Raw genomic sequence first — 22,990 nt, 5'->3', positions numbered from 1 at the left:
CGTGGCCCGCACATCCACGGCGTACGCGTATGTCGCCTCGTACGCGAACAGTTCCGCCGAAGGCGTCCCGGACGGGATCGGTCTGTACGTGTACCGGGTCGATGCGTCCACCGGCGCGCTGAATCCGGTGCAGCAGGTCGCCGGCGCGAGCCCGGTCTGGATCGCGGTCGCCCCGTCCCGTCGCTTCCTGTATGCCTGTTACTCGCTGGAGGACGGCGAGACGCGTCGCGTCGGCGCGGCGGACGCCTTCGCCATCGATCCGGGCACCGGCACCCTGGACTTCCTCAACCGGGTGTCGCTGTACGACAGAGGCTGCGCCCATCTCGCGGTCGCTCCGGACGGACGCCATGTGGTGGTGGCGCACTACTACGGCGGCGCGTACGTCGTGCTCCCCGTCGGCGAGGACGGGCGGCTCGGTCCCGTGAGCGGCCCGCTGCAGAACACCGGCAGCGGGCCGCACCCACGCCAGGACTCGGCGCACCCGCACGCCGTCGTCTTCGACCCGGGCGGCCGGTTCCTCGCCACCGCCGATCTCGGCATCGACCAGGTACGGATCCTCCGGCTCACGGACGGCCGCCTCGAACCGGTCAGCCGGGCGTCCCTGCCGCCCGGCACCGGACTCCGCCACCTCGCCTTCACCGACGACGGCAGCACTCTGTACGTGATCGGCGAACTCGACGCGACCATCACGGTGTTCGCCTAAGACGCCACGACGGGGACGGTCCAGGAGATCCTGCAGACCGTCGCGACCGCACCACCCGGCTACCCGGGCCCGTCCAGCGGCGCCGAGATCGCCGTCCACCCGTCGGGTGACTTCCTCTACGCCTCCAACCGTGGCTCACAGACCATCACCGGCTACCGGATCGACCGGCCCACCGGGACGCTCTCCGTCGTCGGTCACACCGGCCAGGGCGTGAGCGGTCCGACCAGCTTCGTCATCGACCCCGGCGGACGACAGCTCTACGTCAACAACAGCACGGCCGACAACATCGCTCGGTTCGCCGTCGACCCCGAGACGGGCGAGCTGGAGCCCACCGGCCGGACGACTTCCGTGCCCGTCGCTCTCCTCTGATGATGGCGCTGTGCTCCCAGGACTGACAGGCGCACTCAGGAGGGCTGAGGGGATCCGGTGACAAGGGTGTATAGCTCGATGATGGCACCGTCCTTGCAGTGGGCGATGTCCATCCCGGTGACCACGGGCGGTTGGTCGGCCGGACCGTACCGGAAGCCCAGGTGGCCGAGGTCGTCGGTGACGGAGACGGGGCCATCGGCGCGGAAGGTCCAGTCCGGGGCCTGCGCACGCAGCTCCGTCGCACGCTGGGCGAGGGCCGCGCGGCCGTGGACGACACGGTCGGGTTCGTGCCACACGACGTCCTCGGCGTAGGTCTGGGCGATGGCCGCGCTGCGCCGCTCCGGATCCGGCTCGTTGAACACATCGAGGAGGTTGCGGCGCATCAGGTCGGCAACGTTGTGGGGCATGAACACTCCTTCTGATCACGTCTGCCGCAGGATCACGGGATTCCGGCGGGTAGCGTCTCTATGGTGACGTAGCTGCTGACGTTGGCCACGTTGGCGACATGCTGGGTGTGGGCGACCTCGGGAAGCCGGGTGACGGCGTCGCGGCCGTGTCACGCCAGCCGGACGCCCCGTGTCCACCTGCGCTGGGAGCCATGGCCGGGCACGCAACTGTCCCACTTCATCGTCGACGTCGAACCCCGTCTGACTGGCATCCTCACCACGCTGCTCACCGGGCACGACATCAGCGCTATGCAGCAGACGGGCAGCTGAGGATCCTCCGAAGCGGACGCCTCGGCGCCTGGCCCCCCGGCGAACAGGGAGGCTGGCCACCGGTGGCCAGCCGAGGCGGACATCGATGTCGATCCGCTGCATGGCGAGTGAGTCGCTCCCCCTCGGTGGATGCCTACGAGAGCCGCCACGGAGCCCCGCGTGGTGCCCCTCCTCGGTCGTTCGGCTGGCAGGTGAACGACCTCCTGCCTTGTGGCGATCGAAGCAGCACATAAAACTACCCAAGTAACTTTGACAAGTTACTTGGGTAGTTTTATGGTGGAGGCATGAACAAGAGCCCCGAGTCGCAGGAGTCGACCGCGACCGCACAGCGCCTGAACGACGCGATCAAGCGGCTTCGTGCGCGGATGCGTACGGAGTCGGGCCAGTATGCGACCGGGCTGAGCGCCACACAGCTCGGCGTGCTGGCGAGCGTGGTCCGCGAGGGCCCGGTCACCGCCGCCCGACTCTCGTCGATCGAACACGTCAGCGGGCAGGCCATCGCCCAAAGCCTCGCCGTACTGAAGGCCGCGGGCCTGGTGCATAGCGAGGCGGACCCGAAGGACGGCCGCAAAAAGCTGATGAGCGCCGACGACTCCGCGACGGAGCTGATCGACAAGCTGCTCACGGGGCGCGCCGCCTATCTGGCACGCGCCATCGACCAGGTCGTCGCTCCGCACGAACGCAAGGACATGGACAAGGCGATCGAGCTGCTCGAGCGGCTCGCCGACGCCGACTTGAACGAGGCCGCCATATGAGAACCGGCACTGCCGAGGTCGACTCGATATCGACCGGTGCCATCCGCAATCCCTTTACCTGGACCTTCACCACGCCGCTGTACGTGGGTGCCAGTCTCAACCCGATCAACAGCTCCATCATCGCCACAGCGCTGGTCCCCATCGCGACCGAGCTGAACGTGGCGGTGGGCGCCACGGCCGTACTGGTCTCCTCCCTCTACCTCGCCAGCGCTGTTGCCCAACCGACAGCCGGCAAGCTCGCCGAGGTCCTCGGCGCCCGGCGTGTCTTCCTCGCCGGGATCGTGCTCGTGCTGCTCGGCGGTGTCATCGGCAGTCTGGGCCAGAATCTGGCGATGCTCACCGTCGCCCGCGTGCTGATCGGGCTGGGCACGTCGGCCGCGTTTCCCTGCGCCATGGTCATGATCCGGCGCCGCGCCGAACAGGCCGGACTGGACCAGCCACCGGGCGGGGTGCTCGGCGGGCTCGCCATCGCCGGCATGGCCACCGCAGCGATCGGTCCGCCCATCGGCGGACTCCTCGTGGGAGCGGCCGGCTGGCGCTGGGCCTTCCTCATCAACATCCCGGTCACGCTGATCGCCTTGGTGATGGTCCTGTGGCTGCCCAAGGACCCGCAGCGCGAGGCCGCGCAGAGCGGATTGCGTCAGATCGCCGCGCGAATCGACCTGTTCGGCATCATCGGCTTTGCCACCACGATGACTTCTCTGGTCGTCTTCCTGATGCCCCTGCCGCACGTCACGTGGACTGCTCTGATTGTCTTCCTCGTGGCCGCGGCCTTCACCGCCTGGTGGGAGTTGCGCCGCTCTGCGCCCTTCTTTGACCTGCGGGGCCTGGCCTCCAACGGCGCCCTGGCCCGCACCTACCTGCGCCAGGCCCTCACTCTGCTCGGCGTCTACTCGATGATGTTCGGCCTGACCCAGTGGATGGAAGCCGCCTACGGTCTGTCCACCCTGGAGACGGGCCTGATGCTGCTGCCGATGGGAGCCGTTTCCGCCCTGCTCTCCCGGCCACTCGCCCGCCGCAACCTGGTCCGTGGACCGGTTATCGCCTCCGCACTGAGCATGCTGCTCGGATCGGCCGGCATCATGCTGCTCGACGCCGGCAGCCCGGTCATCGCGCTCGTGCTGGTCTCGCTCGTCTTCGGCGTCACCAGCGCGACCACGACCGTCGGCAACCAGACAGCGCTCTATCAAGCAGCGCCCGCCGACCAGATCGGCACCGCCTCCGGCCTGTTCCGCACCTTCGGCTACCTCGGCACCATCACGTCGTCCGTGATCGGCGGCATCGTCTTCCGCGACGGCGCAAGTGACCAGGGTCTGCATTCCCTCGGCCTCGTCCTGGTGGTGGCGGGTGTCGCCGTCCTTCTCCTGACCGTGCTCGACCGCCGCCTCATGCGCCGCGTCACAACATCCTGACCGATGCGCCCCTTCCCGAACCCCGGCTCAACATCCGCAAGGAGCACCGCACATGACCACCCCCGTCCTCCCCGCCCCGATAGCCAAGCGGACCGCCCTGCTGGCCATGGACTTTCAGAACGGCATCGTTCCTCTCGCTCCCGACGCTGACGCGCTCGTCGACCGGGTCGCAGATGCAATCGCCGACTTCCGCGCCGCGGGCGGCACCATCGGCCACGTCCGCGTCGCCTTCACCGAGGAGGACTGGGCGGCGATTCCCGAAACGAACAAGTCGTTCAGCGCGGTAGCCGCGGCCCGCGGTATGCATCACGAGGACGACATCACCCGGATCCACGACCGCCTGACCCCCGAGGACGGCGACATCGTCGTCCGCAAGATCCGCTACGGGGCCGGCTCCACCACCGATCTCTACGAACAGCTCTCCTCCCGCGGCATCGACACGCTGATCCTGGCCGGCATCAGCACCAGCGGCGTCGTCCTGTCCACACTTATCGACGCCGCCGACCGCGACTACCGCGTGTACGTCCTGACCGACGGCGTCGCCGACCGCGACCAAGACGTCCACCGCATCCTGCTGGACAAGGTGTTCCCCTCCCGCGCCCACCTCGTCGACACCGAGGGACTGCGCGCGCTGATGAAGCGGGACTGACATCGAGCCACCGCCTTCGCCCTCGATGGCTTGTTCGTCGTCCGACCGCAGGACCGTCAGGTCGCGACGCATCCGGGCGTATGTCTGAGCGGCGATGACGGTGGCGTCCTCGGCGTCGGTCCTGCCCATGCCCCGGTAGCCGGCCGAGGCCCGGTTGACGGCCAGGCCGGGCATGTAGACGAGGCGCTGGCCGTGGTTGAGCAGCACGCTGATCCACAAGACGGCCATGCCATCGGCGACGTCGACCGCCAAGACCACATCCACATCGAGGGCAAGTACGTCGGCGAGCAGGGCCAGCAGCTCCGGCTCGTGGTTCAGGACACGCCGCGACAGCAGTCGTTCGCCCTCCGCGTTCAGAACCACGCAATGGTGATGGGTCTCGCCGATGTCCGTACCCGCCCAGATCTGGACCACCAGTTCCTCCGGTCGCACGATGCGCTGTTCTCCCGGACGACCTCGCCGGCGCGGTCCTACTCAGCGATCCACTCGAAGGCGGTCGCAGCTCCTAATCAGCGGCCGAGTCGTCGTGAGACACCGGGCAGCAGCTGCTTGACATAGGAGCAAGCGGACGTGACCCGTCGTGGTGGTGGTTCAGTTGGGTGGTGTACGGGTGATGGATCGGTTCCGGATGGGTGTACTGAGGGGCGGTCGGGCAGCGCGGCGTTGTCCGGTCGCGCTCACTTGCCAGATGGCGAGGAGCAGAAGCGTGCCGGTTTCGGCGAGGAGGCTGAGGACGGCTTGTGGTGCCGGTTGCAGACCGCGCTCGGTGAATCCGAACACGCCAACGGTGCGCGAAGCGGTGAAGCCGCCGAGGGCGCCGAGCGCGACGCCTGCCTCGGAGATCCTCAGCAGCAGGGGCGGTGTCCCGATCAGCAGCAGGGCAGCGAGGGCGAAGGACGCGCTGGCCTGGAGCAGGAACAGGGGGCCAATGATGTGGATGAAGCGGTACCCGTCGATGTAGAGCTGGGCGTGGATGTATCCGCCCGCGGCGAGCGTTGCGGCGGTCGCCGCCCGCAGGGTGGGGGCGAGGAATCTTTGAGTGCTCATGCCAGCCTCTGGTCCTTGACGGCCAGTTCGCGGTCGCCTTGGCGGTAGCCGACGCTGCGGATGCCGAGTGCGTCTCTGAGCTGCCGGGCGGGGACGACCTGGGGCGTGGGGGCGGGGGCGCGGCCCGGCTTGGGCAGCGGGTAGGCGGTGGTGGTGGCGGAGTGGAAGGTGATGTTGCCCTCTGTCTTGGTGAACAGCTGGTGTACGTGCCCATTGAGACAGGTGACGGAGGAGAAGCGGCGCAGGAGTGCGATGACCTTGAGGGCGTCGTCGGTGCTCCAGCCCCACTTCGGGTACATGGCGAACAGTGGGATGTGGCTGAAGACCACGACGGGGGTGTCCGATGGCAGTCCCGCCAGGTCCTTGCGTACGAAGTCGATCTGCGCGTTGCCGAGGTGCCCGAGTTTCTCCAGGCTCAGGGTGTTGACCAGGGCGATGAAGTGCACGCCGTGGGTGTCGAAGCTGTACCAGCCGTCGCCGAGCGTGCCCATGCCGAAGGTCCGCCGGTAGGCACGGCCCGCATCGCCGATGGAGTCGTGCTCGCCCGGTACGGTGAAGACGCGGTCTGTCTTCATTCCGGTCATCATCTGCTTGACCTGGTCGAACTGCCCGGCCGTGGACAGGTGGGTCAGGTCGCCGCTGTGCATGACGAAGTCCGGTCTGAATCCGAGTGAGTTGACCTGGTTGATCGCTTCGTTGAACGAACCGGCCACGTCCATGTTCGCCGGGCCCTGGAACCCGATATGGCTGTCGGAGACCTGCACGAACCGCAGCGCGCCGCTTCCCACTGCGACGGCCCTGGCGGCAGCCCCGGCGTTGGTGTCCCGGGAGTCCGCGATGTGACTGATCACCTCTCCGCTGGCCACAGTCAGCACCACCGCGCCGCCGAACCACCCCGCGTGCCGCATGAGTTGACGCCGAGTCATACCGTGTTCCGTTTCGGGCCGACCGGCGTCGTCGGCCGGTGTACCGTCGTGACGGTCGTAGTAGTCGGTCATCGGGTCACCTCCACGGTGGCGGTCATGAACGGATGGATGGTGCAGAGGTAGGCGTAGGTGCCGGGTTTGGTGAACGTGTAGCTGTAGGTGGCGTGGGTGGTCAGGGCGGCCGAGTGCAGGGGACCGGCCGATGCGGCGCTGGTGACGGTGTGGGCGTCGGTGTCCTGGTTCGTCCATGTCACCGTCGTGCCCGCTCTGACCTTCAGCGTGGTCGGGGAGAATGCGAAGTTCTTGATCGCGACGGCATTCCCGGTCACCGGCGCAGCCGCCGCGCCCGCGCTCGAGGTACTCATGGGCATGCTCATGCTGGGCATCGGGGAGGCGCCGGGAGCGGCGTTCGCCGTTTTCCCCGACCCCGTGGCCCCGGGCGTTCCGGCCGCCTGGTGCTGACCCGGACCGGGTGTGATGGCGACGGCCCCGGCGGACGAGGAATGCGACGACTGGCCGCATGAGATGAGGAGCCCCAGTGCACCGGCAGTGGCGATGGTGGCGACGGCCAGCCCGGCCGCAGCACGGGATCGCCGAGTTGGTGGGCGAAGGTTCACGTACATGATGTCCGTTCCTCACTGATCAGGCGGAGACGGGAACTGCGCCGGCTCGGGCGCACGCAACCGCAGAGATGTGGTGGATGCCGCGTTCATGGGCACGCGCCCCTCACGAACTCAGCGAGCGAGCCTGGGTGCTGCCCCGTGCCGACTGCCCGCCTCGAGGTGCTCCGCGCTGCGCATCCGCCCTGCCACGCCACGAAGATGAAGGCGGCACGCGGCAGTTCCCTCGAGCAGGCAGCCGCGAGCGACTCGGGGCAGGTCGGCGTCGCCCATACGGGTGATGCGCACACTGGCCCGGATGGGGCTCTGCCCTGGTCGCCGCACAGCCGCCGATCACTGTGCGTAGCGCTATCGACGTGGTGTGTGCTGGACATCGGTCGGGGCTGCAGAGCGGCACCGGCTTCGATGCACGGGGGCAGGGGAGCGGGGCGGGTGGCGAGAGCGCGTGCGTCGCGTGGTGCATTTCGGTCACCCCTGTTCCATCCCTTGCCGTAGGGGAAGCGATGAGGAGTTGCGCGTAAGCCGGTTCTTGTTCGCCTCCACGGACGGCGTGGCTCCTGCGGTTCGATGGATACGCACCTTTTATGGGACTTCATGGGATCGCTGCAGTTCAGCCGACCCCGGATCCGCGCATGCTTGATCATGGCGAGGCCGTAACGTCGCAAGGGCGTACCGCCTGTAGCACTCACAGTGTGTGACCGGCACGGAGCTGCTCGTACAGGACAAAGCGACGCATATGCCTGATGATCGTCTTATGCCCTGGAGTCTGCGAAAGCGTGGTTCAAGGACCGATCCGGATCGCTCCGCGCACCGTGTCTCTGATAGAGGGACCCTCTCGACCGCAGATGAGGAACTGCTGCGCGCTCTGTACGCGGAGCACGCAGGAGCCCTGTTCCACTACGTGCTGCGACTGACCTCAGGAGACTGGCAATGGGCAGAGGACGTGGTACAGGAGACACTGCTGCGAGCGTGGCAGCATCCCGCCGCGTTCGACCCCGGACGCGGCCCGGCCCGGGCATGGCTGTGTACGGTCGCTCGACACCTGGTCATCGATGCCCACCGGGCCCGGCAGTCCAGGCCGGCCGAGGCCGGCGGCGATGTGCTGGAGCGAGTCGCCGAGCAGAAGCCGGGCAAGGACGAGATCGAGCAGGCGCTCCAGAGCTGGGCGGTTGCCGAAGCCGTCCGGTCACTGCCCCTGGACCATCGCGCCGTCCTGCTGGAGACCTACTACCGGGGCCGGACCATGGCGGAGGCCGCACAGGTGCTGGGCATCCCGCTGGGCACAGTGAAGTCGCGGACGTACTACGCCCTGCACGCCCTGCGGCTGGCGCTGCAGGAACGGGGGATCGAGCCATGACCGTGGCGGGCAGGAGGCGGCGACCATGACCGCGGAGCACGACGCCCTCCGGCTGACGCTGGGAGGTTACGTCTTGGGCACGCTGCCCTCGGCGGAAATGGAACAGGTGCGCATCCACCTCGCGGCATGCACCGAATGCCGGGCCGAACACGCCCAGCTGGCGGGATTGCCTGCGCTGCTGGCGACGGTGACCGAAGCCGAAGCCTCGGGCCAGACGGTGCCGGCGGCCGAATCGGACCTGACCGACCGGCTGATGGCACGGGCAGCCGAAAGCGTGCAGGGCTCCCCGCTGCCCGAACGGCCCGCCGCGCCCGCGGTGTCGAAGACCCCAGAGGGGGGTGTGCTGGAGAGACTGCTCCAGCAGGCTGCGGCCAGGCGCCGCAGGTCTTGGCGTCTGCAACTGGCCGGCGCTGCAGTCTCGCTGACGTTCATCGCGGCAGCGGCCGGTGGCACATGGCTGGCGGCCATCGGGTCCGTGGGCAGTCAGGCGAGGCCGCCCGGGCCGACCGCGCCGACCGTCTGGCGCACCTTCTCCGGGAGCGATCCCACCACCGGCGTCTCCGCCTCAGTGAAGGTCTCGCCCTCTGCCTGGGGCAGTGTCCTGCAGATCTCCGCAGGAGGGGCACCCGCCGGAATCACCTGTCGGCTGCAGGCGGTCGGGCCCGGCGGGGCCAGGACGGACGGCGCTACCTGGCGGGCAGGCGAGTACCCTCCCGGCACCACGATCCCAGGAGCGGTCGCCATGGCTCCGGGAGCCATCGAGCACTTCGAGATCCTCGCAGGCAACGGTCAGAAGCTGGTCACCATCCGAGCGTGAGGCCAGATCATGGCGGTCATGTCACTGGGCGGCCGGTCGCCCAGTGACATGACGGCAGCAGCAGGGCGTGAGGATTGGTGGCACAAGAGGCCAAGACGACGTCGCCTTCGAAAGGCCGGGCGCTCCGCGGCGAGGGACCCCGATCATTCGACAAGCACCGGGCCGCCTCAAGACCGGTGAACCGAGCTGGAGGGCCGCGCACAGGACGTCCAGCTGATGGTCATGGAAGAGGTGTCGTGGGGCACTGGCCTGCTTCCGTCACGCGACCTCCGCAGGGTCCGGTCGGCCATCCCGCGCCGGGCCCCCTGGGTGCCGGCCGCGTACACGGTCGGGCACGGCCGTGCGAAAGGGGGGCGGCGGCATACATCTTCGCTTCCGCCGGAGGAGGCGAAAGCCAACACCCTGGCCCCTCTCGCGACGCGCCGACGGTTTCCGGGCCCTGGTCACTCTCGCCCCCGCTCCGTCGAACCGGCCCAGTCCGCAGCTGACTTCATGCATGAGCGGGCCGACGGGGCGCGCACGACTCTTCTTTTCCCGAAGTCCGTACAACCCGGAGAAGAGGATCCATCACGTCTGCACGCGGAGGACCGCGATCCAGCCGAAATGCACGCACGGACGTCCGTCCCTGTCTACGGCGCGACGCTTCCACGGGGTCGTCCGGAAGACCACGGGCGAGGGGACCGAGCTGCCGGTGCCCAGTCCGGCCGCGCAACAGCGTGCTCTGGACAGAGGCAGCTGAGCCCAGACAGGCGCCGACATTGACATGACTCGCAGGAATCGGAACAAAAAAGGCAAAAAGCTCGAACCATCCGGCATGTGTCGTCCGTGGAACTGATTGAGCGCGCCCACGCAGGATCAGGATCCGGCCTACCGACCACCCCCGAATTGCTTGCGGTCACCCCGTTCCGGTCTCCGCACATCGACAGAAGAGCCAGAAGACCATGTTCGTGACCGATTCCCCCAGCCCGACTGCACTGCTCGGCCGGCCCTGTCGCCGCCATGCACTGCTCACCCTGCCGGCGCAGGAGGCGCACGTCTCCGCCGCTCGTCACTTCGCAGCCGATTTGCTGGAGACCTGGAGTGTGCCCGCGGGTGAGCGGGACTCCGCCATTCTCATCGTCGACGAACTCGCCGCCAACGCTGCCCAGTACGGCCATGAGCGCATGACCCTGCTGCTCGCCCTCGACCACGAAACTCTGCACATCGTGGTCACCGACTCCGGCGCGGCCGTGGAGCGTCATCGCCCTGGCATCGCCTCCGACGAACACGGCCGTGGCACCGGCATCGTCCAGTTCCTTGCCCAGTCGACCGAGATTCGCCAGACACGCAGCGGCCGCGAAGTCCGCGCCTGCCTGAGGTGCTCGCCATGACCGGGCCGGACGCTCCGCACGAGCTGCGACCCCCCGCCGGGGCCGGTACTGCAGCACAGCGACGGACCACAGGGGGCGGCCGCGGCGAAGGGCCACCCGACACCCCCGCCGAGTGGTCCTTCGCGACCCACAAGCCGTGTCCCATCGACGGCTGCCCGGGGCCGGCGCAGGTGCCCATGCGGTCCGCGGCCCGCCCATCGGCACTCGATCGCGGCGGCCCCCACCACGACACGGTGCTGTGTCAACGCTGCGGCGCCGGCCCCTGCGTACCGGCGGAGGTGTGAGCGTGGACGTCACCCCGAACAGCGGCAAGGGCATCGACGCCCCGCCCCCGCACGAGGCATATACGCATGCGCCAGATCTGCGCCGCGAGATGCACCAAGTGCTGGCCCCCGGAGCCGAACGCGCCTGGCTGCTACGCCGGAAGGTCCTCATGGACCGGAGGGCCCTGGAGGACCCCGGCCCCGTCGCAGCTGCCGCAGAACCCGCCCAGCAACTCGTCCCCCACGACCGCCGCCATCTCGTCCTGGCTGCCGGCCCGCACCGCCCCGACACCATCACGCTCGCGTGGCCGACACAGATGAGCCACGCGCATGACCGCCAGTTGTCACAGCCCGCCACCAGCGACAAGGAGCTACAGAACATGGGTGGAAAGCAGAAGACACTCGCCATACTCGCCGGAGCCGCGCTGGCAGCCGGACTCGCCGGCCCGGCCTTCGGGTCCACCACCGCTCACTCGCCAGCCCTGCGCACGGCCGCGACGAGGTCGGGGATGTCGGTCGTGGAGTGGAACCGTGAGCTCATCACCATCCTCAGCGATCCGAAGGCGCAGCCGTCCACCGTCCAGCCCACGCGCAGCTTCGCGCTCCTCCAGGCCGCCGAGTACGACGCCGTGGTATCGATCACCCGGGCCGGCCCCGCCTACGTGTTCTCGGTGTCGGCGCCAGGAGGCGCTCGTGCGGATGCCGCAGCGGACCAGGCAGCCCACGATGTGCTGGTCGCCCTGTACCCGGCCAAGCGCGCAGGCGTGGACCAGCGGCTGAGCAGCCAGCTGTCCGCGATTCCGAGTGGCCCGGGCAAGCAGGCGGGCATTGGTGTGGGAGCCGAGGTCGCCCGCCGACTGATCAGCCTGCGGTCCAACGACGGGTCCTCAGCCAAGCCACCGCGGTTCCGCCCCGGCGACAAGGCCGGTGACTACCGGCCCACCCCGCCCAACTTCCCGACACCGGTGTTCACCAACTGGGGCTCGCTCAAGCCGTTCGTGCTGACGAGCGGACGCCAGTTCCGCCCGGCACCGCCGCTCGCTGTGAGCGGCGCCGCGTACGCCACCGCCTTGAACGAGGTCAAGAGCCTGGGGAGCAAGACCAGCACCACCCGCACTCCCGATCAGACGGCAGCCGCGAAGTTCTGGGCGGCGGCACCCGTATGGAACGTCTGGAACCAGATCGCGCAGAACCTCGTCACCTCCCAGAACGCGAACCTGGAAAAGGCGGTGAAGGTCTTCGCACGGCTCGACCTGTCCCTCGCCGACACCGCGATCGCGATGTACGACGCCAAGTATGTCTACCACCTCTGGCGGCCCGTGACCGCCATCCGGCTCGGCGGTACGCACTACAACCCGAGCATCGTCGGCGATCCCAGCTGGACCCCTCTGCTGCCGACCGCACCGGATCCGTCCTATCCCGGCGCTCACGGCGCTCTCAGCCAGGCTGCGGCAACGACGCTCGCCGGACTCTACGGGGCGCGGCATCATTTCGCGGTGACCTCGAAGGGCGTCACTCGAACCTTCGCCGGCTTCCAGGACGCCGCCACCGAAGCGTGGCTCAGCCGGATCTGGTCCGGTCAGCACACCTCTCTCGACAACCACTCGGGCCAGCAACTTGGCACCCAGGTGGCCGACTTCGTGGCAGGTCGGCTCTGACCGCACCGCCACGCTACAACCATGGACATGGTAGGGCCGAGAAGCCAGTGGTCCCGGTGCATCGGGTACCACTGGCTCGGGCCACGCTCAGAGGGCGGCCATCCTCCGTGCCGAGGGCCCGCAGCTGCCGGCCGGCAGGCCGGATGTCTGCCCACAGGAAGTCCTGGCTTCCTGTCACCGCGACGCATTGACTGAATGACTGTCGTGGTCGGACCCACCCGGTCGCCCCAGGTCGCTGAGCGCGGGCTCGCCCATGTCACATGATCGTCGTCTCGATCGACTACCGGCTCGGCGCTTCGGCTGTCTGCACTCCCCGGGGATCCCCGAAGGCAACCTCGGCGTCTCCGACCAGCTGGCGGCGCTGCGGTGGGTGCGGGACGACATCGCCTCGTTCGGCGGGGCACACCGGCCATGTCACCCTGGCCGGCAGTCCCGCGAGCGCCCAAGGCGTGCAGTGCCTGCTGGGCATGCCCGGGACCGAGGGCCTGTTCCACGGTGCCATCGTGAACAGCACCCCGGCAGGGCTGAGCCTCGGCGAGGCCGACCACGCCAAACGCGCCGCCGAGCGTTTCCTCTCCCGGCTCGGCACGAATCCGCGCGACGCCCCGGTGTCGGACATCCTGGGCGCCCAGAGCGCCGTCGCCCGAGAGGCCGCCGTCAGGCTCGGGCTCAACTCCGTCCACCGTTCGTGCCGGTCGCGGGCGTAGGCCCGCTCCCGGACCGCGCAGCCTGGACCGAAGTTGTCACCCGCCGGGCACCCGGCCTGGACGTCACCATCGGCATCACCGAACGGGAGATGGTCGCCTTGCACGCCATGAACCCGGTGCCGCGCCGGGTGCGCGAGGTCCCCGTCTCGGGCTCCGCTCGCCGCTGACGGCGTGGAACACGCCGCGAGGGAGTTCGCCTTCGCCCGTCCCTCCCGTAAGCCGGCCGTCCAGCTCAGTGAGGGCGCCCGCGTATGGGCCTACCGGTTCGACGCCGCCGCCCCCGACTCCGTCTTCGGCGCCGCCCACCGCATCGAACTGCGCTTCCTCTTCGGCACCGACGTCGACTGGGCCGACGCCCCCATGCTCGCCGGCGCCCGCCCGCAGGACATCGAATCCCTCGGCCGCCGTGTGTGCCCCGCCTGGCTCGGCTTCATCCGCACCGGCACCCCCACCACCGACACCCCCTGGCCGCAGCACACAGCGCATTCCTCCTCCACTTACCACTGGCAAGCCGAAGCCCCATGGTCACGGGACACGTGCCCGATGCACCGCCGACGTCTGCGGACGTGAAGCGAGGCTCGCAGCCGCACCGAGTGCCTGGCGCGCACACACGCCGCCCGGCCCCATGGCCGTCGCGCGACAGCCGTATGCCGGACTGCTATGGGCGAGTTCCGGCGGGACGTCGAGCAGCCGTGCCAGGCGCCCGAGCGGGGCCGTCACGCTCGCCGGCCGGGTACCCGGAAGTCTGCGTCACCGTCAGGGCCGGGGCATTGGCACGCCGGACAGCGGGGGCGCCTCCACCCCCCGGCGGCAGTACGGCGCGTTCCAGTCGCCCGCGGACGTGATCAGCGAAGGCGAGCTCGCCGGCCTCCCAAGACCGCGTGGGTCACGGCCTCGGGCCGGACCATGATCAACGATCGGTCCGGCGTGGGTCCGTCGTCGCCATGGCGTGAACCATCAGGATCATCAGTTACACGAGGAACAACCGACAGCATGTCGTTCCTCCCGGCTTGGAGGAGCTTTTCATGCCTGCAGAACTGGACGGATCCACCGCTCTTGTCACCGGCGCTACCGCCGGCATCGGCCGGGCCGTGGCCCTGCGCCTGGCAGCGTCGGGAGCCTCGGTCATCGTCCACGGGCGGGACGAGCAGCGGGGTGCGGAGACCGTCAAAGAGATCGCTGCCGCAGGCGGGAAGGCTCGATTCGTTGCTGCGGATCTGAATAGCTCTGAAGATGTCCTGCGTCTTGCCGCTGAAGCAGGCGAGGTGGACGTTCTGATCAACAACGCCGGTATCTACCGGTTCGCCAGTACGCCGGACACCACCGCCGAGATGTTCGACGCTCAGATGGCCGTCAACTCACGCGCGCCGATGCTCCTGGTCGGTGCCCTCGCTCCGGGAATGGCTGCGCGGGGGCGTGGCGTCATCGTGAATGTGAGTACAGCGGCGGCTACTACGCCGGTGCGGGAATCGGGTGCTTACGGGGCCTCCAAAGCTGCACTCGAACTTCTCACACGAGTATGGGCTGACGAGTTCGGCGCCCAGGGCGTCCGCGTGAACGCCGTGGCTCCGGGCCCTGTCCATACCCCCGGGACGGAGGAGATGGGAGGTGAAACCCTCCAGGCGATCGGGCGAACCATCGTACTGGGGCGGGTCGCAGACCCTGAAGAAATCGCGGAAGCGGTTCTGTTCCTTGTTTCGTCCCGCGCCAGCTACATCACCGGCGCGGTTCTCGAGGCACGCGGCGGACAGCTCGCGATCGGATGACTTTGGGCTGGGCCGCGATGGATATGCCAAACCCGACGCCCGTGCCCACGATGTCTGCCTCGACCCGCAAAGAAGCTGTTTCTGATCCTGGCGTGAGCAGTTGACGCGGACGCGACGTACGGCGGTGCGTCCGCGCAGCCCCCGGCCGGACCGCCCCGCCTCAGGGACCACGGGGCGATGCGAGCGGAGCGGCTGCGCTCCTGCGTCCGTCCCGATCGAAGTTGGCGCATGATCCGCATATCAGGGTGCACGCATGGCGTGTTTCCTGCGCCGTCGATCCAGATATGGCGGCGAATTGCCGAACGGCTTCTACAACAGTCTCGTCAGCGACACCTTCGAAACGCTGCGAGCTGAGGGAGAAGACGATGTCTGATCACGGAGCCGACCTGCTGATCCGCGCCGGCGCGGTGCACACCCTGGTGCCCGGCCAGGTCCCGCAGCGGGCCCTGGCGGTGCGCGGCGACCGGATCGCGGCCGTGTCCGCCGACCCGCACGGCCTCGACCACCTGGTCACGGAGAAGACCGAGGTCCGCGACCTGCCCGGCGCGACCGTGCTGCCCGCCTTCGACGACACCCACACCCACCTGATCTTCGCCGCGCTCGGCGCCCAGGACGTCCCCGTCCACCAGGCCCGCACCATCCCCGAGTTCCTCGACCTGATCCGGCAGCGGGCCGCGGCCACCCCCGAGGGCGAGTGGATCCGCACCACCACCAACTGGCAGGAACTCAACCTGGCCGAGCGCCGCATGCCCACCGCGCCCGAACTCGACACGGCCACCGAGCGGCACCCGGTTCTGGTCAAGCGCGGCGGCCACAACGACGTCGTCAACAGCTACGCGCTGCGCCTCGCGGGCATCACCGAGGACACCCCCGTACCGCCCGGGGGCACCATCGGCCGTGACGCCGACGGCAAGCTGGACGGCCGGCTGATCGACAACGCCCTGCACCTGGTGGAGCGCCTGGTCCCAGCCCCTGACCGGGCCGAGCGCATCGAAGGACTCCGCATCGCCACCCGCGACTATGCCGCCACCGGCATCGGTACCGTGCGGGACTGCGCGGTCACCCCCGAGGACTACCGGGTGCTCCAAGCCGCCCGCGAGGCGGGCGCGCTGCACATCAGGGTGCGCGCACTGATCTCGGCGCTCGGCATGACCAGCGCGGCCCAGGTGGAGGACCTCCTCGACACCATGGAGGAGTGGCGCGACAACTCCGACCCATACCTGTCCGTGTGGGGCGTGAAGTTCGGCCTCGACGGCGGCCTGGAGGCCGGCGCCACCGAGGAGCCGTACGCCTGTGACCACTCCTTCTCCGGGATGCTGATCTGGGAGCCGGACGCGCTGGTCGAGGCGGTCGAGGCGGTGGTCCGGCGCGGCTGGCGGGTCGGCACGCACGCCTACGGCGACCGCGCGGTCCGCACCCTCCTCGACGTCTACGAACGCGTCCTGCAGCGCAACCCCGGCCTGCCCGCCGGCAGCCTGGTCATGGAGCACGGTGGCCTCGCCGGCCCCGAGCAGCGCGCCCGCGCCGTCGCTTTCGGCATCCCCGTCACCATCCAGCAGCCCCTGCTGCACGACACCGCCGAGGTCGAGGAGGGCTTCTGGGGCCCGGAACGCGTCGCCCGCCTCTTTCCGGCCCGCGGCTGGATCGACCTGGGCGCCCAGGTCAGCGCGGGTTCCGACTTCCCGGTCGGCCAGTTCGGCGCGATGCGCTCGGTATGGGGCATGACCACGAGGCAGACGGTCATCGGCGTCAAGGGACCCGAGCACGCGATCAGCTACGACGAGGCCCTCACCCTGCACACCACCCGGGCGGCCCACCTCACGGGCGAGTCCCATCTGCGCGGCACCTTGACTGCGGGCCGCTGGGCTGACTTCACGATCTGGGACCAAGAGCCCGCCCATTGCCCCGGCGATGCCCTGCGCGACCTCCACCCCACCCACACCTTCGTCGGCGGACGCCTGGTCGCCCCCACCGGAATCCGATAAGCGGGGATCGGGCGTCGGCCCCGAACCCTTGGCTACCGCGGGCACAAGCGCCCGCGGTAGCCAACTGCCCGTGGTGATCAGTCCACTTTGTGGTCAGTGGCCCTGTCCTGACCGCGCGCGTGCCCGTTGGATGAACCCACCTGCTTCCGCCGTGTGCGAGACGCGCAGAATCCGCTGAAGCCGCTACCGGGAGGCCCTCGATGACCACGCCGGGCACTCGCTGGTTCGCACAGGTCGACGTGTTCTCCACGATCCCCTACAGCGGCAATCCGGTCGAGGTGCTCCTGGATGGGACCGGCCTGAGCGATGAGGAGATGCAGCGCCTGGCGCGCTGGACGAACCTTTCCGAGACCACGTTCGTGCTGCCCTCCACCACCCCCGAGGCGGACTACCTGCTGCGGATCTTCACCCCGGCAGGCGAGCTGCCGTTCGCCGGGCACCCTACTCTCGGCTCCGCCCGCGCCTGGATGGGGTGGCGGTAAGAGCCCTGTCACCGATCCTGCTGGCCTATTCGGTCACGCGGCGAGGGAGAGCTTGAGGCGGGCAAGGTGACTGACGCGGGTGCGGTCGAGCGGGTGGCCGTTCCACCAGGCATCGAGGCGAATGAGGTTGAGAGCAACGGCGGAGAATACGTGCTCCAGGTGGGTCTTCTGGAGACCGAGGTAGCGGGCACGTCTCATCCCGGTGACCGCGACGGCCTGGTGGATGGTTCCCTCGATGCCCGCGCGGGTTCCGTACTTGGCTCGCCACTGCTCGTCGCCCTGCTGGAGGCGGGCATGGTCGAGGACTTCTTGAACCTCGCGGGGCTGGAGGGAGAGAGTCCGGCCGCCGGTCTTCGAGCGGGTGCACTGGTCGCGCACCGGGCAGGGACGGCATGTCTCCTTGTCGAACTTGATGACGATGGCCTTGGTGCCGCGCAGGGTGGCGGGGCTCCACCAGGTGCTGGTGTCCCCGCGTGGGCAGGTGGCCTGCCGCTTGTCCCAGTCGATGGTGAACGCGGTGCGGTCGAAACCGGCGCCAGCACGTGCCTGGGGTGAGCTGTTCATCAGGACCGGGGTGACCCCGAAGTTCTTCTTGACGCCCACGATCAACTCGGCGGAGGCGTAACCGGAGTCGAGGAAGTGCTCGGCGGGCAGAAGATCGCGGGCGGCGAGCATGTGATGGACCGGTTCGGTCATTTCCGCGTCGGTCACTGTGGCGTCGGTGGTCGCGATGCCGGTGATCAAGCGCGGCGACGGTCCATCGGCTCCGGGGATCAGCGCCTGGCCGTCGGCAGCCGGGTCCTGGTCATCGGGATCATCGCAGGACTCGCTGATGTGGATCTTGTAGCCAGTCCACCAGGAGCCCTGTTTGAGGCCGTAGCGGGCGTCGGTGTCGTACGGAGAGGCCAGCCGCAGTCTGCCGGGCGGGAGGTCCTTGCTCTCCCGCCGCTTCACCTCCGCTCCGGCTTCGGACACGGTGCGGTGGTAGTTCTGCACCCACATCGCGCGCAGGACCTGCACCGCCGGGAGTTCGCGCAGTCAAGCCGGGGCGTCAGGGGCATGCACCGCCTCCAGCAGCGCGAACCCGTCCCGTCCGTAGACCAGGGCCATCTCCTCGCGCTTGCTCGCGGAGGCCGGCGGATGCCAGGAGTGAGTCCGCGGGCCGTTGCGTTCGGCCCATTCCCGAACGGACACCGCCTGGGTCAGCCAGTCCGGGGCCGCGCAGGCCAGCGCCTCCAGCGTGGTCCGCAGTGTCTCCCCGGCCAGTTCCAGCCTGTTCAAGTCGCGCACTGCCGCCAACACGCGGGTGGAGTCTGTACGCTGCCTGCCTCCGGCCTTCACCACCGCGGTCTGCGGTGAGGCGGCCACTGACCCTCCTCGGACTCGGCTGACCGGCACCGCTCCGACATCACCCGACTTTGCACTCACACTGGGCCGAGTGGGGTGCGGGACGCACGCCACGCAAGATGGTCGAGCGGATCGTCGAGTCCGCACCACGAACGTCGGCGGTTGCGGCCGCGTGTGTGTCTTGAGGCGGCTTGATGCTGTTGTCCAGGTCGGTGAGAAGACGCTCGACATCGGTGATCAGCGATCCATAGACATGCCAGGCGTCCAGCTTGCCCCATGCCCCCCGCTCGATGAGATCGGTCAGCGTTGCGTGCCAGGCCAGCATGCGCTGGATCGCTGTGCGCAACTGCTCTCGGGCATCGGTTGGCGCCGAACAGGCCGCCATCCCGACAGCGGCGTACGTGAGGAACACCTGTCCTGCCAACTCAAGTGCCTCCCCGTATCGAACGGCGAAGCCCCGCTTCACGCCATGGTCCGCGTCGTGGTCGACGTTGTCGGCCAGGGTCCTGGCGATGCCGCGCACCTGGAACGACGCCGTGTGGAGAACTTCCAAGATGTATTCGTGGACCGGGGACATGTGCTGTCGGCGCGCGGTTGTCCGGGCGTTCCAGCGCAGGCTCTCAGCTCCCTTCTGCACCTCCTCACGAGCGTCCGCGGTTTGCTGCTCCAGGTCTCGTGCCCTCTCCAGCCAGATGTGCGCGTGGCTCGGCGACCGCCCTTCCCCCAAGGAGCGGCCCATGTCCCGCAGGAGCGTGCCCGTGCAGCGCGCCAGACTGCGCACGGCGGCATCAGACTGGCTGAGGTATGTGGGTGGGAGGACCAAGGCGTTCACCGCAACTCCCACCGCGGCGCCGGCGAGGGTGGAGACCGCCGGGAAGACCACATGTCCCATCGGAGCCGCGGCGGCAGCCGTCAGCGTGATCACCGCAGTCGATGCGACTTGGAGCCGGTCCTCGCCGTTACGGCGGCCGCCGGTGAGGAGTACCACCGTCAGGACAGCCACGATGGCTCCCGAGGTGGCCCCCAGCAGCCAGGCAGCCACGACAGCCAGGGACACTCCTGACACCTGGATCGCCACCCGGCGCACGGCATGGACCACTGAGCTGTACACCGTGGACGCATTGACCATGACCAGTGCAGCGGCGACGCCCAGGAACTGTTGCTGCCCCGGTAGCCACAGGGCGATGAGCTGCCACGTGAGCACTGCCGCGATCAGGCTTTTCACGCCATGATGCATGAGGTGATCATCCTTGCTCGCACGGGTCGCACTGATCCGTCGCGATACTGCCGTCCAGACCCGCGGTATGACTGCTGCGCGTCTGTGTCGCCAGCCAAGGAGAATATGATCCATATGGCGGAGAATGTCATATTTGGTCCTTATCTTCAGTGGCGCGCTTCACAGAGTCGGCTCGGGTTACGGCGGTGCGTGTGGCGGCGAAGGCGGCCGGCGGCTGGCCGGGCCTGGCCGCCGAGGGCTGACCGGCTCCCCGGGCGTGCGCCGTGAGCCGCAGGCGCGGTTTGGGGCCGTGGAGTCCGCTCCGGGGGAGGGGCTGTGAGGAAGTGGCTGGTGGGGCCCTCGTACGTGTGTGTCCGCCACGTCTCCGGCGTGCCCTGGGTGTGCCTGGATTGCGTCCTGGGCGCGCCGGCTCATTTCCCGGCTGTCGGTGTCTTCCGGTCCCGGATGGGGCGCTGTGCGGCCCGAGATCGACTCCTGGACCGATCGCACTCCGTCCGTGTCGTGAGAGGGGTCACATCCTGAATTCGAGGGGCCCCTCATGTTAGATTGCATGGATGAGACACGAGCACGTCCTGCCCGCGCCCCAGGCGCCGGCCAAGCCGCTGCGCCGCGACGCGCAGCGCAACAGGGATGCGATCGTGGCCGCCGCCCGCAGGGCCTTTGCCGAGCAGGGGCTGGATGCTTCCCTGGAGGGCGTTGCCCGCGAGGCAGGCGTCGCGATCGGGACGCTCTACCGGCACTTTCCCCGCAGGCTCGACCTGGTCGAAGAGCTTTTCACCGCGAAGTTCACGGAGCTGCTGGCCGCGGCTGAAGAGGCCGCGGCCATGGACGACGCCTGGGAAGGGTTCTGCCACTACCTGGAAAAGCTCTGTGAACTACAGGCCTGTGACTGCGCCTTCAACGACCTGGTCTCGGCCCGTCTGCCCCTCCATGCGCTCGGCAGGGGGATGTTTGAGCGTGCGAAAGAACGGGGCGCTCGGATCTTCCGTAACGCCCAGGAACAGGGCGTCCTCCGTGACGATGTCACACCGGAAGACCTTGCTTTCGTGATCTGGTCCCAGGCCGGGATCATCCAGGCCACACGTGCCGTCGCCCCCAACGCCTGGCGCCGGCACCTTCACCTGCTGCTCGACGCCTTCCGCGCTCAGTGTGCCCACGAGCTGCCGGAGCCGCCGCTGACCGCCCAGCAGGTCGACCAGACCCTCACCACTCTCGAGTGCCCCGAAGAGGAATGCCGCGAGTGCGGCGAGGAGGCGTGAGCCGCGGCAGGTGAGGTCGCCGGGCAGCAGAACGCACGGCGAGCCCGGTGCCGTCGTCGGCATCGGGCTCGCTGAGACCCGCTGGGGCGTCACGATCCAGGGGAGGTGTTCAGTTTTCCGCCAGCAACTGTGCCAGTTCGGCGTCCAGGTCGAGCCGGCTGGATTCGGCCCCCGGCGGCACCACGGACCGCGTCTCGCGCAGGAAGGATTCCACGCTCTGCGCGGGGAACTCGAGCAGGGCCGATCCCGAGGGCGAACGGAGTTCGACGAACACCACGTCCCGTCCCGAGTCGACCGCCGGCCGCATGCGCACGTCACCGTGCCCGGTGTGCTCGCTCAGAGCCTGAGTCAGCATGTCGCGGCTGAAGAACCACTCGACCGTTTCACTCTGGCTCAGAGGGGAGGCGAACACGGCACGGACGGCATAGGGGTCATCCGCCTCGTATCGCAGTGCCGCACACATCGGCACCGACAGGTCGTGGGACACCACAAGCTGCACGGGCAGCTCGTACGCCACGGTTCTGAGCGATCTCACTGTCTCTCACTCCCGCATCCCGCGCGCCCGGCACTGTGATCGCTCCCCGCGTGCTTCGAGGCACCGGGATGTAGCGGCACCGTCGGTCCAACCAGTGGCGTCGGAAGACGGGAGCAGTGCACGCGGGTCCTGTGTGGTGGCCTCGTTCGGCCAGGAAGCGATGTCATCGGACCAGGTCTGAAGTCGGCTCGGCGAGCGGTCGGTTTGACGAGCCGCAACGACGCGACCCCGGCCACGTCGTTGCGGCTCGTCAAACCGACCGTGATGGCCTGCGGCCGCATCAGCTCTGGTGCAGATACCAGGCGACCTGGTCCAGGTACCAGCGGTCGCCGCCGACGCCGTACCACGTCGTTGCCTCCTCCCAACGGTGCCCGTCCCAGACGTACAGGTGGCGGCCGTCCCAACGCTCTTCCCAGGTGCGGTAGTGATGGCGGCCGTCGTGGTGACCTTGGCCGTCGTCGTTCGTGTACCAGCCGCGGGGGGCGTCCCAGCCGTTGTCCTGTTCCGCGTGGTGACCGCTCCCGTATCCGTCCTCGCGGTGGTCATCACGGTCGCTGCCGGTAGCGAAGGCGGCGATTGAGGACTGCGTGTGCTCCGCGGGGTCCGGGGCCGTCGCTGCTGATGCCGAGCCGCTGGCTCCGAGAAGGGCTCCGCCTGCCAGTGCCGTGGAAGCAACAGCGATCGAGACGCGCCTGATCCACCTGTTCATAGTCATTTCCTTGTGATGTGCCGCGAGTCCGCCGTGTGGCGACCGCTGTCATGTCCGTGTTGTGCGATCCGGAAATCCCGGATCGCACGGTGCCGAGCTGTGGGGGACATCCGGAGGGGGTCCTCATGTTCGGCTCTGCCCAGCGTACCCGAGGGGTGCCTCATGTTTACGGTGAAGCCCATCACAGCGCGCAGGAAGGGAGCGGCTGGCGCGAGCGGTGCGTATACGGGCGAGACAGCGGACCCCGGCCCTGACCTGCTTCGACGGAGATCCGGGAGCAGGCATCGAGTCCCCGGAAGCA

Annotated in this window: 22 protein-coding genes and 3 pseudogenes; 15 read left to right on the top strand and 10 right to left on the bottom strand. The window is 68.8% G+C overall.

The genetic code is table 11. The features are described from left to right. The first annotated feature begins 1 nt into the window (after position 1). Positions 2-1,072: pseudogene (locus AC4OXY_RS03545) on the top strand (lactonase family protein). 35 nt (positions 1,073-1,107) lie between these two features. Here AC4OXY_RS03545 and AC4OXY_RS03540 read toward each other — a convergent pair. Next, positions 1,108-1,479: a nuclear transport factor 2 family protein gene (locus AC4OXY_RS03540; protein ID WP_491993116.1), complete on the bottom strand. Its 372-nt coding sequence runs from the start codon at positions 1,477-1,479 to the stop codon at positions 1,108-1,110. Between the two features lie 593 nt (positions 1,480-2,072). Between AC4OXY_RS03540 and AC4OXY_RS03535 the strand changes: the two genes are divergently transcribed. Genes AC4OXY_RS03535 through AC4OXY_RS03525 form a run of 3 tightly spaced genes read left to right on the top strand, consistent with a single transcriptional unit; the run spans position 2,073 to position 4,604 of the window. Then, positions 2,073-2,543 (top strand): MarR family winged helix-turn-helix transcriptional regulator, encoded by a 471-nt coding sequence (locus AC4OXY_RS03535; protein ID WP_356038270.1) that lies wholly within the window; start codon positions 2,073-2,075, stop codon positions 2,541-2,543. Next, positions 2,540-3,955: an MFS transporter gene (locus AC4OXY_RS03530; RefSeq protein WP_491993115.1), complete on the top strand. Its 1,416-nt coding sequence runs from the start codon at positions 2,540-2,542 to the stop codon at positions 3,953-3,955. The genes AC4OXY_RS03535 and AC4OXY_RS03530 overlap by 4 nt, the downstream gene beginning before the upstream one ends. A 52-nt stretch (positions 3,956-4,007) precedes the next feature. After that, positions 4,008-4,604 carry a cysteine hydrolase family protein gene (locus AC4OXY_RS03525; RefSeq protein WP_356038266.1) on the top strand — a complete coding sequence of 199 codons (597 nt, stop codon included), beginning with the start codon at positions 4,008-4,010 and terminating at the stop codon, positions 4,602-4,604. Positions 4,605-4,625: 21 nt separating this feature from the next. Here the strand turns inward: AC4OXY_RS03525 and AC4OXY_RS03520 are convergent. The 4 genes and pseudogenes from AC4OXY_RS03520 to AC4OXY_RS03505 form a co-directional block, all read right to left on the bottom strand. Next, a pseudogene (locus AC4OXY_RS03520) lies at positions 4,626-5,018 on the bottom strand (IS110 family transposase); the annotation flags it as partial. A gap of 177 nt (positions 5,019-5,195) precedes the next feature. Then, a complete protein-coding gene (locus AC4OXY_RS03515; RefSeq protein WP_376294907.1) occupies positions 5,196-5,651 on the bottom strand; it encodes a hypothetical protein in 456 nt (151 codons plus the stop codon). After that, positions 5,648-6,577 carry a metallophosphoesterase family protein gene (locus AC4OXY_RS03510; RefSeq protein WP_356038262.1) on the bottom strand — a complete coding sequence of 310 codons (930 nt, stop codon included), beginning with the start codon at positions 6,575-6,577 and terminating at the stop codon, positions 5,648-5,650. Before AC4OXY_RS03510 ends, AC4OXY_RS03515 begins: the two co-directional genes overlap by 4 nt. A gap of 68 nt (positions 6,578-6,645) precedes the next feature. Further along, positions 6,646-6,942 (bottom strand): plastocyanin/azurin family copper-binding protein, encoded by a 297-nt coding sequence (locus tag AC4OXY_RS03505; RefSeq protein WP_356038260.1) that lies wholly within the window; start codon positions 6,940-6,942, stop codon positions 6,646-6,648. 1,009 nt (positions 6,943-7,951) lie between these two features. On the opposite strand from AC4OXY_RS03505, the gene AC4OXY_RS03500 reads away from it, so the two are divergent. The 10 genes and pseudogenes from AC4OXY_RS03500 to AC4OXY_RS03455 all read left to right on the top strand — a co-directional run bounded on the left by AC4OXY_RS03500 (position 7,952) and on the right by AC4OXY_RS03455 (position 17,602). Further along, positions 7,952-8,554, top strand: coding sequence for a sigma-70 family RNA polymerase sigma factor (locus tag AC4OXY_RS03500; protein WP_376294905.1), 603 nt, complete (start codon positions 7,952-7,954; stop codon positions 8,552-8,554). A gap of 25 nt (positions 8,555-8,579) precedes the next feature. Then, positions 8,580-9,371, top strand: a complete 792-nt coding sequence (locus AC4OXY_RS03495) for an anti-sigma factor (protein ID WP_356038256.1) — start codon at positions 8,580-8,582, stop codon at positions 9,369-9,371. A gap of 941 nt (positions 9,372-10,312) precedes the next feature. Beyond that, on the top strand, positions 10,313-10,741 hold the full coding sequence (locus tag AC4OXY_RS03490) for an ATP-binding protein (RefSeq protein ID WP_376294902.1): 429 nt from the start codon (positions 10,313-10,315) through the stop codon (positions 10,739-10,741). Positions 10,742-11,027: 286 nt separating this feature from the next. After that, on the top strand, positions 11,028-12,662 hold the full coding sequence (locus tag AC4OXY_RS03485) for a vanadium-dependent haloperoxidase (RefSeq protein WP_491993114.1): 1,635 nt from the start codon (positions 11,028-11,030) through the stop codon (positions 12,660-12,662). 253 nt (positions 12,663-12,915) lie between these two features. Continuing rightward, positions 12,916-13,053, top strand: a pseudogene (locus tag AC4OXY_RS03480) (hypothetical protein); the annotation flags it as partial. Between the two features lie 76 nt (positions 13,054-13,129). After that, positions 13,130-13,369, top strand: coding sequence for a hypothetical protein (locus tag AC4OXY_RS03475; protein WP_402070147.1), 240 nt, complete (start codon positions 13,130-13,132; stop codon positions 13,367-13,369). Positions 13,370-13,540: 171 nt separating this feature from the next. Then, the gene (locus AC4OXY_RS03470) at positions 13,541-13,939 is read left to right on the top strand and encodes a carboxylesterase family protein (protein WP_491993113.1); all 399 of its coding nucleotides are present in this window, start codon (positions 13,541-13,543) and stop codon (positions 13,937-13,939) included. A 455-nt stretch (positions 13,940-14,394) separates the two neighbouring features. Next, positions 14,395-15,135 (top strand): SDR family NAD(P)-dependent oxidoreductase, encoded by a 741-nt coding sequence (locus AC4OXY_RS03465; RefSeq protein ID WP_491993112.1) that lies wholly within the window; start codon positions 14,395-14,397, stop codon positions 15,133-15,135. Positions 15,136-15,500: 365 nt separating this feature from the next. Continuing rightward, positions 15,501-17,120, top strand: coding sequence for an amidohydrolase (locus tag AC4OXY_RS03460; protein ID WP_491993111.1), 1,620 nt, complete (start codon positions 15,501-15,503; stop codon positions 17,118-17,120). 200 nt (positions 17,121-17,320) lie between these two features. Next, positions 17,321-17,602, top strand: a complete 282-nt coding sequence (locus AC4OXY_RS03455) for a PhzF family phenazine biosynthesis protein (protein WP_356039746.1) — start codon at positions 17,321-17,323, stop codon at positions 17,600-17,602. A 33-nt stretch (positions 17,603-17,635) separates the two neighbouring features. On the opposite strand, the gene AC4OXY_RS03450 is transcribed toward AC4OXY_RS03455, so the two are convergent. The 3 genes from AC4OXY_RS03450 to AC4OXY_RS03440 form a co-directional block, all read right to left on the bottom strand. Continuing rightward, positions 17,636-18,577 (bottom strand): transposase, encoded by a 942-nt coding sequence (locus AC4OXY_RS03450; protein WP_491993110.1) that lies wholly within the window; start codon positions 18,575-18,577, stop codon positions 17,636-17,638. Between the two features lie 63 nt (positions 18,578-18,640). After that, entirely contained in the window at positions 18,641-18,883 is a 243-nt protein-coding gene (locus AC4OXY_RS03445; protein WP_376294882.1) for a hypothetical protein, read from the bottom strand. Positions 18,884-19,010: 127 nt separating this feature from the next. Next, positions 19,011-20,186 carry an FUSC family protein gene (locus AC4OXY_RS03440; protein WP_376294879.1) on the bottom strand — a complete coding sequence of 392 codons (1,176 nt, stop codon included), beginning with the start codon at positions 20,184-20,186 and terminating at the stop codon, positions 19,011-19,013. Between the two features lie 554 nt (positions 20,187-20,740). Between AC4OXY_RS03440 and AC4OXY_RS03435 the strand changes: the two genes are divergently transcribed. Beyond that, a complete protein-coding gene (locus tag AC4OXY_RS03435) occupies positions 20,741-21,445 on the top strand; it encodes a TetR/AcrR family transcriptional regulator (RefSeq protein ID WP_491993109.1) in 705 nt (234 codons plus the stop codon). Between the two features lie 109 nt (positions 21,446-21,554). Here the strand turns inward: AC4OXY_RS03435 and AC4OXY_RS03430 are convergent, their stop codons facing one another. Together AC4OXY_RS03430 and AC4OXY_RS03425 are read right to left on the bottom strand one after the other, a co-directional pair. Further along, on the bottom strand, positions 21,555-21,962 hold the full coding sequence (locus AC4OXY_RS03430; RefSeq protein WP_402070109.1) for an SsgA family sporulation/cell division regulator: 408 nt from the start codon (positions 21,960-21,962) through the stop codon (positions 21,555-21,557). Between the two features lie 298 nt (positions 21,963-22,260). Beyond that, positions 22,261-22,689, bottom strand: a complete 429-nt coding sequence (locus AC4OXY_RS03425) for a hypothetical protein (protein ID WP_356038091.1) — start codon at positions 22,687-22,689, stop codon at positions 22,261-22,263. Between the last annotated feature and the right edge of the window lie 301 nt (positions 22,690-22,990).

It is taken from the genome of Streptomyces sp. HUAS MG56 (assembly GCF_058673395.1).
This window is presented reverse-complemented; position numbering and strand designations above follow the sequence as displayed.

Bases quoted from the DNA above. Each gene is read 5' to 3' on its own strand.
- AC4OXY_RS03540 (WP_491993116.1), bottom strand. From the start codon at position 1,479: ATGCCCCACAACGTTGCCGACCTGATGCGCCGCAACCTCCTCGATGTG.
- AC4OXY_RS03535 (WP_356038270.1), top strand. From the start codon at position 2,073: ATGAACAAGAGCCCCGAGTCGCAGGAGTCGACCGCGACCGCACAGCGC.
- AC4OXY_RS03530 (WP_491993115.1), top strand. From the start codon at position 2,540: ATGAGAACCGGCACTGCCGAGGTCGACTCGATATCGACCGGTGCCATC.
- AC4OXY_RS03525 (WP_356038266.1), top strand. From the start codon at position 4,008: ATGACCACCCCCGTCCTCCCCGCCCCGATAGCCAAGCGGACCGCCCTG.
- AC4OXY_RS03515 (WP_376294907.1), bottom strand. From the start codon at position 5,651: ATGAGCACTCAAAGATTCCTCGCCCCCACCCTGCGGGCGGCGACCGCC.
- AC4OXY_RS03510 (WP_356038262.1), bottom strand. From the start codon at position 6,577: ATGACTCGGCGTCAACTCATGCGGCACGCGGGGTGGTTCGGCGGCGCG.
- AC4OXY_RS03505 (WP_356038260.1), bottom strand. From the start codon at position 6,942: ATGAGTACCTCGAGCGCGGGCGCGGCGGCTGCGCCGGTGACCGGGAAT.
- AC4OXY_RS03500 (WP_376294905.1), top strand. From the start codon at position 7,952: ATGCCCTGGAGTCTGCGAAAGCGTGGTTCAAGGACCGATCCGGATCGC.
- AC4OXY_RS03495 (WP_356038256.1), top strand. From the start codon at position 8,580: ATGACCGCGGAGCACGACGCCCTCCGGCTGACGCTGGGAGGTTACGTC.
- AC4OXY_RS03490 (WP_376294902.1), top strand. From the start codon at position 10,313: ATGTTCGTGACCGATTCCCCCAGCCCGACTGCACTGCTCGGCCGGCCC.
- AC4OXY_RS03475 (WP_402070147.1), top strand. From the start codon at position 13,130: ATGCCCGGGACCGAGGGCCTGTTCCACGGTGCCATCGTGAACAGCACC.
- AC4OXY_RS03465 (WP_491993112.1), top strand. From the start codon at position 14,395: ATGCCTGCAGAACTGGACGGATCCACCGCTCTTGTCACCGGCGCTACC.
- AC4OXY_RS03460 (WP_491993111.1), top strand. From the start codon at position 15,501: ATGTCTGATCACGGAGCCGACCTGCTGATCCGCGCCGGCGCGGTGCAC.
- AC4OXY_RS03455 (WP_356039746.1), top strand. From the start codon at position 17,321: ATGACCACGCCGGGCACTCGCTGGTTCGCACAGGTCGACGTGTTCTCC.
- AC4OXY_RS03440 (WP_376294879.1), bottom strand. From the start codon at position 20,186: ATGCATCATGGCGTGAAAAGCCTGATCGCGGCAGTGCTCACGTGGCAG.
- AC4OXY_RS03435 (WP_491993109.1), top strand. From the start codon at position 20,741: ATGAGACACGAGCACGTCCTGCCCGCGCCCCAGGCGCCGGCCAAGCCG.
- AC4OXY_RS03425 (WP_356038091.1), bottom strand. From the start codon at position 22,689: ATGAACAGGTGGATCAGGCGCGTCTCGATCGCTGTTGCTTCCACGGCA.